Consider the following 12,296-nt stretch of genomic DNA (forward strand, 5'->3'; position numbering starts at 1 on the left):
TTTACTACATTTATTAAATACCTATTTAGACCAAAAGGTCTATATGTTGTTAAGCGGGATATAAAAAGCTAGCTTAAACAAAATTAAATAGTGACAACAATCGTAAATTAATCACGAAGCCCTTTCTTATAGCTAGGTTCTGTACGAAGCCCTAACACTAAGCTAAAACACATAATTATTAAAATAATTGTGAAAGGTAACCCGGTTGATATGGTACCAGCTTGAAGTGCTCCTATTGCATTTTCACCGCCAATCCATAAAAGCGCTGCGGCTATCGCTCCTTCTACTGAAGCCCAAAAAATACGTTGAGGTATGGGTGCATCGACTTTCCCACCTGCGGTTATTGAATCGATGACTAATGATCCAGAATCAGATGAAGTGACGAAAAATACAAGGATCAATATAACAGCAATAGAAGAAATAATATCTGTCATTGGTAATTCGTCAAACATTGAAAACATAGCTAAGGGGACTTCTTTTAAGCCATCAATAGCTAGTGAGCCTATGCCTTGTTTAACTTGATCAATCGCAATGCCGCCATATATAGACATCCATAACAAAGTAACTAAAGTAGGAATGAGTAATACCGCTATTAAAAATTCTCGAATTGTTCTCCCTTTAGAAACTCGGGCAATAAACATTCCAACGAATGGTGACCAAGAAATCCACCATGCCCAGTAAAATACAGTCCAGCTGTGCATCCAAGCTTCGTCTTCTCGTTGATGAGGGTTACTTAAAGGAATTATATTTTCTATATACCCGAATAAAGTAGTTGAGACATTATCCATACTTACCGAAAATCCAACAATGCACACAAATATAAGCAATAACATTGCTATGAGCATATTAAGGTTGCTCAATAATTTAACGCCACCATGTATCCCACGTATAACAGATATAATTGCAAGCGTTGTGACACCGATAATAATTGCTATTTGTAACGATAAATCATTTTTTAAACCAAATACGTGATTAATCCCAGCAGCAGCTTGTTGCGCTCCTAAACCCAATGACGTAGCTAAGCCAAATAAAGTCGCTAATACGGCTAAAATATCGATAATATGACCAGGCCACCCCCATGTACGCTCACCTAAAATGGGATAAAAGATAGAGCGTATAGACAGTGGGAGCCCTTTGTTATAAGTAAAAAATGCTAAAGAGAGTGCCACTACTGCGTAAATAGCCCACGGATGAAGGCCCCAATGAAACAGGGTTGCACCCATTGCTAATTTAGCAGCTTCAGGGGTTTGAGGGGTTACATTTAAAGGCGTACCAAACCAGTTTGTGTAGTATGCTACAGGCTCCGCAACTCCCCAAAACATTAACCCAATACCCATCCCTGCCGCAAATAACATGGCAAGCCACGAAATAAAGGAGTGATCCGGTTGAGCAGAATCACCACCTAATCTAATTTTCCCAAAAGGGGAGACAATTAAGGCTAAACAAAATAAAACAAAGAAGTTTGTTGCCCACATAAACAAAACGTCAAAGCTTTGAATAATGTCATTTTTTATACCATTAAGCAGAGTGTTTACCGCTTTTGGATCAGCAGTTAATACTAAAACTAAAAATAATAAAATTAATCCAGTGCTAAAACCAAAAACAGGATTGTGAATATCAAATCCCCATTTTTGCACATTGTCCTGTCCAATAGTGTAATCAGTATTATCAATATTATACTTATCTTTTTGTATGCTCATTTAAGGCCTATTTATTTATCCATACGGTAATTAAATTGTTTTTATATCGTACTTTAAAACTATTTTTAATTTCAATTCTAACTATATTTATAACCAGTGTATAAACATAGCTGCAAAAGTAAATGAATTATCAGGGATAAATTTATAAAAAACGATATTAGTATTTTATTTTGTAAATTATTAGAATTGAAATGAGTTTAAAGGAAAAATGACCGGCGTCTTTATATTCTTAAGTACTTTATAATTTAATGTATTTTAAATAACTATATAAAGAAAAGTGATTACAATGGAAAGTAGGAAAACAGACTGAGTGACAGTTATGTGCTTATTGCTACTTGTTTTAAATAAGACAAATAAAAAAGCACTATATTAAATAGTGCTTTTAGTGTTTATAAAAAGTAGTTAAGTTTAACCTTTATAGGCATCATTATGAACGCCGGCAGCACGGCCCGATGGATCGGCATTGTTTTGGAATGATTCATCCCATGCAAGTGCTTCAGGAGTTGAACATGCTACAGATTTTCCATGTGGAACACATTTAGCAGCAGCGTCCCCAGGGAAGTGACCTTCAAAAATGGTGCGATAGTAGTATGCTTCTTTAGAATCTGGTGTATTAATAGGGTATTTGTACTTTGCATTTTCTAAATCTTGGTCGCTTACTTGCTCGGCAACAAATTCTTTTAAAGTATCAATCCAACTATAACCTACACCATCAGAAAACTGTTCTTTTTGACGCCATAATACTTCTTCAGGAAGGTAGCCATCAAACCCTTCACGTAAAATATGCTTTTCAATTTTACCATCTGTACACATTTTAGCTTGTGGGTTTGTGCGCATAGCAATATCAACAAACTCTTTATCTAAGAAAGGCACGCGAGCTTCTACACCCCAAGCTGCCATTGATTTGTTAGCACGTAAACAGTCAAACATATGTAGTTTTGATACTTTACGGTTTAATTCCTCATGAAACTCTTGAGCATTAGGTGCTTTATGGAAGTATAAATACCCACCAAATAGTTCATCAGCACCCTCGCCAGATAGAACCATTTTAATCCCCATTGCTTTTATTTGGCGCGCCATTAAATACATTGGGGTCGATGCTCTAATTGTTGTAACATCGTAAGTTTCTATGTGGTAAATCACTTCACGTAAGGCATCAATACCTTCTTGGATAGTAAAGTGAATAGGGTGGTGAATCGTTCCAATCATATCTGCAACTTTCTGTGCTGCGGCTAAATCAGGCGAGCCTTCAAGGCCAACTGAAAATGAATGAAGTTTTGGCCACCAAGCATCGCTTTCATCATTATCTTCAACACGTTTTGCTGCAAAACGTTGTGTGATTGCTGAAATAACTGACGAATCTAAACCACCAGAAAGTAACACACCATAAGGTACATCACACATGAGTTGGCGTTTAACTGCACTTTCTAGGGCATCTTTAACGTCTTCGGCTTGAGCATCGTTATCTTTTACGGCTTCAAAGCTTTGCCAATCACGTTTGTAATAAGGGGTTAATTTACCCTCTTTACTATACAGGTAATGTCCTGGTGGAAACTCTTCGATATGTTTACAAATAGGCGCTAAGGCTTTTAGTTCAGATGCAACATAAAAATTACCATGTTCGTCATGCCCGGTATAAAGTGGGATAATACCAATGTGGTCGCGGCCTATTAAGTAAGCATCTTGTTCTTCGTCGTATAAACAAAATGCAAAGATACCATTTAGATCATCTAAAAACTCAGGCCCTTTTTGTTTATAAAGCGCTAAAATAACTTCACAATCAGATTGTGTTTGAAATTTAAAATCAACCTCAAGTTCACTCGCTAACTCTTTATGGTTATAAATTTCACCATTAACAGCAAGAATATTGGTTTTTTCTGGGTTATATAGAGGTTGTGCACCGCTAGATACGCCTACAATTGCTAGACGTTCGTGCACTAAAATTGCTTTCTCAGATGAATACACACCAGACCAATCAGGTCCTCGGTGACGTAATAATTTTGACATTTCAATTGCTTGAGTACGCAATTGGGCGGCATCAGACTTTATGTCTAAAACACCAAAAATTGAACACATAGTAACTCCTCATTCCTATATATGATTGCAGCTAGACTGCATGTCAAACTGCGAACCTCTGTTTTAACAGAAATATTTACCTAAGTCACACTGCTTTTACTAATTATTTAGAATAATTCATGCATTATTGGGTTTATGATATTTAGAATACATTAAATACCCGCTAATAATGCTAGTTTTTCAGTCAAGATATTGAAAACAATGTGCAATTTTTAGTCTCTATTGCACACATTGCTGAAAATAAACGCCACAGCTGACTTTAACTATTTATCGCTTATTTTCATATGTATCAATAAAATTCAATGGCGCTTAGAGAGTCATTTAGCTGCCGTTTCAGTTTTTATTATTTATCGCATAAGTTAATTTTGCTAAGTAAGCTCGTTGTTCTAATAAAGCCTGTTTAGATTGATTTAAATCGACATATTCGAAACTGATTGTATCGCTTGGCTTTATTTGAGCAAAATAATGAATATCTGCTGCTATAACAGTTCCCAGCAATGGGTATCCTCCGGTTGTTTGGCAGTCATTTAATAAAATTATAGGCTTACCATTGGGCGGTAGCTGAATTGAACCAGGTGCAACAGCTAAAGATTTTAGAGAATGTTTATGTGCTAAGCGTCCCTCAACATCAGTACTTAAACGAGCACCCATCCTATTACTGTGCTCGCTCATGGTATAGGTAGAATCTATAAATTGATTAATTAATTCATCGCCTAATATTTTATGATGAATGCTAGGGTGAAGCCGAATATGGTTACGCGAATTTAATAAAACAGCTCCCATTTTTATAAATTCACTGTGCTGTGTATTGTTAATAAGCAATTTATCACCTGCGTTTAACGAACGGCCTTTAAATCCACCAAAATTTGCAGTGAGGTCCGTTGCAGCCGATCCCATCACAGGCTGAACACACAGGCCTCCTTGTATTGCAATATAAGCCGTTAATCCATTTTTTGAACTTGCGAATGTCAGAGTTTGCCCTTTATTGATTTCATAATTCCATCCATGATATATGGGAGAAGAGTCAAGTTTAGCCCCTAAGTCTGCGCCTGTTAGGGCTATGACTGTTTGAGCATGAAATTTGATTTGAGCAAGCCCATACGAGAGCTCTAAAACGGCAGCATTCTCATTATTACCAATAAGTTTATTCGCTACTTTTTGTGCGATAGGGTCTAAACAACCGGCCTTACTTACTCCTAAATGCCGGTAACCATTTCTGCCAGCATCTTGCACTGTGAGTAATATTCCAGGCTTAATAATTTCAATCATAGTTGCTCCTTATCATTAAGACCGATTGGTTTAAATTGAATCGTATCACCGGGTTCAAACAAGCAGGGCCTAGCGTCATTAGTAATATCGAATAAAGATGATGTTGTATGGGCGATGATATGCCACCCACCAGGAGAATCCGCTGGATATATACCTGTTTGAGTTGCGCCTATAGCAATAGCGCCTTTTGGCACCTTAAGTCTTGGTTCAGAGCGTCTAGGGGTGTGTATTGAGGGACATAACCCGTGCAGGTATGCAAACCCAGGCTGAAAACCTAAAAATAAAACATGATATATCGCGTTCGAATGAACCTTAATTAACGTCTCGACAGACATATTATGATACTTAGCAACGGTGTCGATATCCTCACCATTATAATGAGTTTCGATGATATGTTTGCGTGACGTAAAATTACCGGCGGTCGTATTATTACAAATATAAGAGATGGCGTTAATACACTCATCATCAATTATTAATGCATCAAAATAAAGTGTGAGAGTATTCATAGCCGGTACTAAATCAATGCACTCAAAATTACGTTTTAATTTATCAGCCAAAGTCCAAATATACTTTTGAATTTGAAGAGTGTTTCCAGCATTGTTAGTGGCATCTATCAATACAGTATTATTATTAACAATAGATATTAGTGGTTTTATTTTCATAGTACTAACATTCTTACTCATTTATTTTTACGCTATCACACTAAACATTAATTGTTTAAGAATAAACTAATTTTACCGTGTTAATAAATTAGACTGCTGAGTCTATAAATTTATTGAAATGAATTTTCTTTGTTACAGGTCTTATTCACTAAGTAATTAAAGAGAGGTTTTTATGGCACGCTTTTATTCAATATTCATTATTATCATCACAATGCTTTTAAGTTCAAATACTAACGCTTTATCGATGGAAAAAGTACACCAACAAACTAGCAAAGCAACCATGCACATTAAAAAAATTGTGTTAGGGGCAGGGTGTTTTTGGGGAGTAGAGAAGCGTTTTGAGTCAATCCCAGGGGTTATCGATGCTGAATCAGGTTATGCAGATGGACATGGTTTTGAAGCCAATTATAAAAACATAACTAATCAAGCACGTCGGTACGATGAAAATAACTATGCTGAAGTTGTGCAGATCACATACAACAGTAATATCATTTCTACAGATGCGTTGTTGCAACATTTTTTTGAAAACCACGATCCTACACAAAAAAATAAGCAAGGTACTGATATCGGCACTCAGTATCGCTCAATTATACTCACAACGACTGAGCAACAAGCTGAAGTAGCAATAAAAGTAAAAAACTCATATCAACAATTACTTGATAATGCAGGCTTTGAGCAAATACAGACGGATATAAAGCCGTTAACTTCGTTTTTTCCAGCAGAGCAATATCATCAAAATTATTTACAGAAAAACCCCAATGCGTCATGCCCGCAAACAACTACCGGTGTTAAGTTTAAAAATAGTGAAGAAAATAAGGTCGACAACTCATCATTACTTATAGGTAAACAAATCGTGGTTATCGATTCACAAAGCTATTGCCCATATTGTGAAAAATTTAAAAAAGAAGTCGCGAATAGCTATAAAGGCACAATTAATATGAGTTTTCGTCATGCTAATCAACTACAGGGTTTAAAGATAAAATCAGCGACTTGGGCAACGCCTACAATCCTATTTTTAGAAAATGGCAGTGAAGTTTATGCACACCCAGGCTATATGAGTTCGCCCGATTTTTATAAAGCGTTAGGTAAGTTTAAATTAGGCAACACTTATGCATATAAAGTCGCGTTTAATGCTAAAACTGACCGCCCTTACTGTAAAGAGTATAAAGTATTTAAAGATACACCCGATGGAGTATTTGTCGATAAGCTAAGTGGAGAGCCATTATTTGATACCCGCGATAGGTTTAATTCAGGGACTGGTTGGCTTTCATTTACAAAACCCATAAATAATAGTGTTACTGAGCACGATGATAGTAGTTGGGGAATGAAACGTACGGAGCTACGCTCAAAAAGTACGGGGATACATTTAGGTCATGTTTTTGAAAGGGAAGGACCTAAAGGGCAAGATAGGTATTGTATAAATGCCACTGTATTAGAATTTATTCCGCGTTAATATTTATGTTGAAAAGTCAGCTCAAGGGTTAGGCTTGAGCTGATAAAATCAGTTTAGCTTAAGTGGTTGCTTAAGCTAAATTTATACATAAACAAAAAATATTTTACTTTACTATTCGCTTTAATTAAGCAGATAAATATATTAATGGTTCATGTATTTCAACAAAAGCATGTTATAGCTTGAAAGGCGACTTCACAAACGATCAAATCAAATTTAATAGATGAAAATAACTAAGTTATCTCAGCATTAAGTAATATGAGAATAAAATATATGCTAAGTATAGATAAGAGCTAGATTAAGCCCCAAAACAGGGGCTTTTTAATAAATTAACTTTTTGCCTGAAAGGTAGATACCATCCATTTTGCAAATATATTTAAGGGCTGGTTTGGTGTACTTGCTTCATGTTGTACCAAGTAATACTTATCTTTTGTTGTAAGTGGTTGATCGAATAATTTCCAAATTAGTTTTTCATCTAGCCAACTTTGGCTAATTGGCAAAGGGATAAGTGCAATTCCCATCCCCTGTTGGGCAGCTCTTGCAACACCAAACATACTATCTATTTGTATAATTTGTTTTGGAGAAAAATCTTTAATCCCATTTTTTTCGGCCCATTGGTGCCATGCCCAAGGTCGTGCTTTATGAAGTATTAATGGCAGTTGATTTAAAGCTTGGCGATGTTCATTACGCCATTGCGAGTGCAATTCTTTGTTACAGGCAGGGATATATTCAAGTGCAAATAATTCTGTTGCTAGCCCTTCAGGAGGTTTACTGGATGATAAAATAATCGATAAATCACTATGGCGTGTTAGTTCTTTTCTCGTTTTAAGCGTATCCATTTGTAAATTAATATTAGGGTGCTCTGAAGTCCATTCACTTAATTTAGGCATTAATAATTCGCTAGCAAAGAATTCAGGTAATGTAATCGTTAAATTTACATTTTGCTGCATTTGACTAAATTCATTGATTGTACTTTCTAATGCACCTATCAAAGGCGAAATCGCATCAAAAAAATTCTTACCTGCAGCGGTTAAACTGATAGAACGCGTTTGCCGATGAAACAACTCGATACCAAGCTGCTCTTCCAGCTGTTTTATCTGATGACTGACAGCCGAAGGAGTTAAATACAACTCATTTGCTGCATGTTTAAAACTTAAACTTCTTGCTGCTACGCAAAAAGATCGTAGGCCACGTATAGGTGTTTGCATGTTTTCCAATAATTAATTTATAGAATGCCTAATAGGCAAAATTCGAACCAAAAAATAAATACAATAACATCATATAGTTATAATATACAAAGTAAATCATATCACAATGATGGTGCATTAATATTACAATATAGTGCATAAATCATAGAAGTTAAATTAATTATGCTGAAGTTAATGGATCTTGTTCAAAATAAAGTTAAAAAAAATCCCTCTTGCGAGGGATTTTGGGTAACTCAGCGCCTACGGCACTGGGAATGAGGACGGTACAATTTTCAATCTTAGTTAATTGTTTTTTAGCTGTTGTTATTTTTCAGATTAAAAATTTAATATTTAATGATATACCTATTTTAATAAACAAACGCAATGTTATTTATAGATTTTAATATTTATTAAAACGTTACACGCTTTAATATACATAATATCTATCTTAAAGCGCTTGTGCAACGCGCTTTATAAATAGTTACATCAATCATGTGATTAAATTTAACGGTTAGTGTAATTTAATGACGAAGAATAGGATTTGCAATTTAATTCATTGATTAATTTTACTTAAAGTTTCTTTACAGCGTTTTTCAGCAGTGACTAACTCCATTAAAACAACCTTTATATCTTCCATTTGCTGGGATAAATCAGCTTTCTTTTCACTAATTAGCTTAATCATTGTTGCTAATTGTTTTGCGCTTGAATTATCTGCATCATATAACTCAAATAGTCGTCCAGTCTCTGCTAATGAAAAACCTAAACGTTTACCTCTTAAAATAAGTTTTAAGCGAACTTTATCTCGCTTAGTATAAATCCTTGTTTGACCTTTACGTTCAGGGGTTATTAAACCTTCATCTTCATAAAATCTAATCGACCGAGTAGTGATGCTAAACTCTTTAGCAAGCTGGCTAATGCTAAAGGTTTGCTCACTTGTTTTAGATTGAGCAGCAGAGTTTGCAAATGTGGTTTCTATTTCTTCTTTCATATTTATGTATACCTTGGTCATATTGTATAAATATAACCACACTTTACGTAAAGGTAAAATTTATGGCTAGGAATTTAACATACTCGGTGAAATTAATCGATAGATGAAGTTGGCAATGATGAGTTATTAGGTAATGTTAACTGAGTTCAGTAACAATAGTATAAATTAATACAAGATAGTATGAACAAAAAACCAGCCTATATAGGCTGGTTTTTGTAAAGCGAGTAGTTAGTAAGTTGCACTACCTTTGGTACGAGGGAACGCAATTACATCGCGAACGTTACCCATACCTGTTACATAAGCAACAAGACGTTCAAAACCTAAACCAAATCCTGAATGAGGTACACTGCCGTACTTACGTAAGTCACGGTACCAACTGTAATCTTCTTTATTTAGACCCATTTCTTCTAGTCTGGCATCAAGTACATCTAAACGTTCTTCACGCTGAGAACCGCCAATGATTTCGCCAATACCTGGGGCAACTACATCCATAGCCGCAACTGTTTTGCCGTCTTCATTTTGACGCATGTAAAATGCTTTTATGTCACGTGGGTAATTTTTAATAACAACCGGCGCCTTAAAGTGCTCTTCAGCTAGGTAACGTTCGTGCTCAGATTGTAAATCAACACCCCAATCAACAGCATATTCAAACTTTTTGCCACAGTTTTTTAAGATTTCAACGGCATCAGTATAATCTACTTGAGCAAAGTCTTTTTCAACAAATTCTTCTAAACGACTGATTGCTGTTTTTTCAACACGTAAAGCAAAGAACTCCATATCATCACGACGCTCTTCTAATACGGCCTTAAACACATACTTAAGCATATTTTCGGCAAGTTTAGCGATATCTTCTAAATCGGCAAATGCGACTTCAGGTTCAACCATCCAGAACTCGGCTAAATGACGTGACGTGTTTGAGTTTTCTGCTCTAAAAGTAGGGCCAAACGTATAGATTTTAGACATCGCTGAAGCATATGTTTCGCCATTTAATTGGCCAGAAACCGTTAAGAAAGCTTCTTTACCGAAAAAATCTTCACTGTAATCTACATCACCTTTATCTGTGCGAGGTAAGTTTTGCATATCAAGTGTTGAAACTTGAAACATTTCACCGGCACCTTCACAATCACTCGCTGTAATTATAGGAGTACTGATCCAATAAAAACCTTGCTCGTGATAAAAACGATGTATAGCTTGTGCTAAACAGTTACGTACACGTGTTACGGCACCAATCATATTTGTACGCGGGCGTAAATGCGCATGTTCACGTAGATACTCAATGCTGTGACGTTTAGCGGCCATTGGGTAAGAATCCGGGTTTTCTACCCAGCCTAAAACTGTCACGCTATTTGCTTGTATTTCGAAAGACTGGCCTTTACCTGCAGATTTAACTAACACACCAGTTACTGAAACAGAACAACCCGCAGTTAAGCTTGTTACTTCGTCATAATTATTCAGTGAATTAGGTACTACCGCTTGAATAGGATCAAAACACGAACCGTCATGAACGGCTAAAAATGATATTCCTGCTTTTGAATCGCGGCGAGTACGGATCCAGCCTTTTACTGTAACTTGGCTGTCTTCCGCAACGTTGCCTTTTAATAGCTCTGTAATCGCTAAATGGCTCATCTTCACTCCAATGATATAAGTTGCCTAATATAAATTAATCTGTGCTTTGCACTTGAACCTTGTATCTTACCTAGTAACTGCAAATAAAAAAACATTTGCAGGCAACTCTTTATAAGTTTTTGCACAAGCGATTATTTTTTAGTCAAATAAAGGGTGTATATCTGATTATTTGGTATTTCACTCTCTTAAAAAGTACAAATTTGTGGCATGATTACTAAGAAATTATCTAACAACAAAAATTAATATTAATGGAAGTTATGAAACAAGTATTTATATTACGTGGATTACCTGGAAGCGGTAAGTCATATTATGCACAAAACTTAGCGGATGAAATGGCCGGTGCTGACGACAGCCAATATTTAATTTGCTCTACAGACGATTATTTTGAAAACGAGCAGGGCGATTATCATTTTGATAAGTTTAAATTATCGCAATACCATAATTTAAATTTAGCACGCTTTATAAATGCATTAGCGCAAAATATACCTTTAGTTATTGTTGATAACACGAATATCAAAAAATGGGAATTTATTGCTTATACACAAGCTGCTGTTGCGTTAGGTTATCAAGTGAAAGAAGTCATTGTCGGTGAGATTAAAGATAAATCGTTACAGCATTTATATGCAAAGCGTAATAGTCACCAAATTCCTTTAAAAACGATTAGTAAAATGGCGTATATGTTTGAATGGTAGACTAAAGGCTTTTTAGTTTACTTAAATCGTTATGGGTTATAGCGATTAAGTTTTTTGAGATCTTTTCAATTGGCCAATCCCACCAAGCAATTGATTCTAAGTCGGCGATTGTCGCTTGATCAAAGCGCATTTTAATTACTTTTGCAGGATTACCGCCTACCACGCTGTAGCTGGGGACATCTTTAGTTACCACCGATTTGCTCGCTATAATAGCACCATGGCCAATTTTAATACCCGGCATGATAGTAGCGTCGTAACCAATCCATACGTCATTGCCTATTTCAGTGTTTCCTTTAAATGGTAATGTATTAGCCGCCGGTGCTGCTTTTTCCCAACCATTACCAAATATATAAAATGGGTAAGTGGTAAACCCACTATTTGCATGGTTTGCGCCATTCATTATAAAAGTGACATTTTTAGCTATGGCACAAAACTTACCAATAATGAGTTTATCGCCTATAAAATCAAAGTGGTAAAGCACATTATTTTCAAAGTTCTCAGGTCCATTAGGATCATCAAAATAAGTGTAATCACCAACATGTATATTGTTTGATTTAATAAAGTTTTTTAAAAAACCGACTTGATTAAAACCAACCATAGGGTAGGGTGTATCTGGGTTTGGTCCCCTCATGTATATCCCTCCTAC

The 12,296-nt window shown here is 35.8% G+C and carries 10 protein-coding genes; 2 read left to right on the plus strand and 8 right to left on the minus strand.

All coding sequences use genetic code 11. The features are described from left to right. Positions 1-107 precede the first annotated feature (107 nt). From J8L70_RS03930 to pxpB, 4 genes are all read right to left on the minus strand, one after another. On the minus strand, positions 108-1,700 hold the full coding sequence (locus J8L70_RS03930; RefSeq protein WP_211054176.1) for a BCCT family transporter: 1,593 nt from the start codon (positions 1,698-1,700) through the stop codon (positions 108-110). Positions 1,701-2,108: 408 nt separating this feature from the next. Continuing rightward, positions 2,109-3,776 (minus strand): asparagine synthase B, encoded by a 1,668-nt coding sequence (gene asnB, locus J8L70_RS03935; protein WP_211054177.1) that lies wholly within the window; start codon positions 3,774-3,776, stop codon positions 2,109-2,111. A 333-nt stretch (positions 3,777-4,109) separates the two neighbouring features. Next, positions 4,110-5,045 (minus strand): biotin-dependent carboxyltransferase family protein, encoded by a 936-nt coding sequence (locus tag J8L70_RS03940; RefSeq protein ID WP_211054178.1) that lies wholly within the window; start codon positions 5,043-5,045, stop codon positions 4,110-4,112. Beyond that, entirely contained in the window at positions 5,042-5,707 is a 666-nt protein-coding gene (gene pxpB, locus J8L70_RS03945; protein ID WP_211054179.1) for a 5-oxoprolinase subunit PxpB, read from the minus strand. The genes J8L70_RS03940 and pxpB overlap by 4 nt, the downstream gene beginning before the upstream one ends. A 172-nt stretch (positions 5,708-5,879) precedes the next feature. Here pxpB and msrA point away from each other — a divergent pair, with 172 nt between their 5' ends. Continuing rightward, on the plus strand, positions 5,880-7,160 hold the full coding sequence (gene msrA / locus J8L70_RS03950) for a peptide-methionine (S)-S-oxide reductase MsrA (RefSeq protein WP_211054180.1): 1,281 nt from the start codon (positions 5,880-5,882) through the stop codon (positions 7,158-7,160). A gap of 326 nt (positions 7,161-7,486) precedes the next feature. Here the strand turns inward: msrA and J8L70_RS03955 are convergent, their stop codons facing one another. From J8L70_RS03955 to asnS, 3 genes are all read right to left on the minus strand, one after another. After that, positions 7,487-8,365 (minus strand): LysR family transcriptional regulator, encoded by an 879-nt coding sequence (locus J8L70_RS03955; protein ID WP_211054181.1) that lies wholly within the window; start codon positions 8,363-8,365, stop codon positions 7,487-7,489. A gap of 532 nt (positions 8,366-8,897) precedes the next feature. After that, on the minus strand, positions 8,898-9,332 hold the full coding sequence (locus J8L70_RS03960) for a MerR family DNA-binding transcriptional regulator (RefSeq protein ID WP_211054182.1): 435 nt from the start codon (positions 9,330-9,332) through the stop codon (positions 8,898-8,900). Between the two features lie 228 nt (positions 9,333-9,560). After that, positions 9,561-10,958 (minus strand): asparagine--tRNA ligase, encoded by a 1,398-nt coding sequence (asnS, locus tag J8L70_RS03965; RefSeq protein ID WP_211054183.1) that lies wholly within the window; start codon positions 10,956-10,958, stop codon positions 9,561-9,563. A gap of 257 nt (positions 10,959-11,215) precedes the next feature. Between asnS and J8L70_RS03970 the strand changes: the two genes are divergently transcribed. Continuing rightward, the gene (locus J8L70_RS03970) at positions 11,216-11,650 is read left to right on the plus strand and encodes an ATP-binding protein (protein WP_211054184.1); all 435 of its coding nucleotides are present in this window, start codon (positions 11,216-11,218) and stop codon (positions 11,648-11,650) included. Position 11,651: 1 nt separating this feature from the next. On the opposite strand, the gene J8L70_RS03975 is transcribed toward J8L70_RS03970, so the two are convergent. Next, the gene (locus tag J8L70_RS03975; protein WP_211054185.1) at positions 11,652-12,281 is read right to left on the minus strand and encodes a Vat family streptogramin A O-acetyltransferase; all 630 of its coding nucleotides are present in this window, start codon (positions 12,279-12,281) and stop codon (positions 11,652-11,654) included. Between the last annotated feature and the right edge of the window lie 15 nt (positions 12,282-12,296).

Origin of the sequence: Pseudoalteromonas sp. MMG010, assembly GCF_018100905.1 — a bacterium.
Taxonomy (GTDB): domain Bacteria; phylum Pseudomonadota; class Gammaproteobacteria; order Enterobacterales; family Alteromonadaceae; genus Pseudoalteromonas.

What these genes read in the sequence shown, in the direction of transcription:
- J8L70_RS03930 (WP_211054176.1), bottom strand. Translation starts at nt 1,700, where the DNA reads ATGAGCATACAAAAAGATAAGTATAATATTGATAATACTGATTACACT.
- asnB (WP_211054177.1), bottom strand. Translation starts at nt 3,776, where the DNA reads ATGTGTTCAATTTTTGGTGTTTTAGACATAAAGTCTGATGCCGCCCAA.
- J8L70_RS03940 (WP_211054178.1), bottom strand. Translation starts at nt 5,045, where the DNA reads ATGATTGAAATTATTAAGCCTGGAATATTACTCACAGTGCAAGATGCT.
- pxpB (WP_211054179.1), bottom strand. Translation starts at nt 5,707, where the DNA reads ATGAAAATAAAACCACTAATATCTATTGTTAATAATAATACTGTATTG.
- msrA (WP_211054180.1), top strand. Translation starts at nt 5,880, where the DNA reads ATGGCACGCTTTTATTCAATATTCATTATTATCATCACAATGCTTTTA.
- J8L70_RS03955 (WP_211054181.1), bottom strand. Translation starts at nt 8,365, where the DNA reads ATGCAAACACCTATACGTGGCCTACGATCTTTTTGCGTAGCAGCAAGA.
- J8L70_RS03960 (WP_211054182.1), bottom strand. Translation starts at nt 9,332, where the DNA reads ATGAAAGAAGAAATAGAAACCACATTTGCAAACTCTGCTGCTCAATCT.
- asnS (WP_211054183.1), bottom strand. Translation starts at nt 10,958, where the DNA reads ATGAGCCATTTAGCGATTACAGAGCTATTAAAAGGCAACGTTGCGGAA.
- J8L70_RS03970 (WP_211054184.1), top strand. Translation starts at nt 11,216, where the DNA reads ATGAAACAAGTATTTATATTACGTGGATTACCTGGAAGCGGTAAGTCA.
- J8L70_RS03975 (WP_211054185.1), bottom strand. Translation starts at nt 12,281, where the DNA reads ATGAGGGGACCAAACCCAGATACACCCTACCCTATGGTTGGTTTTAAT.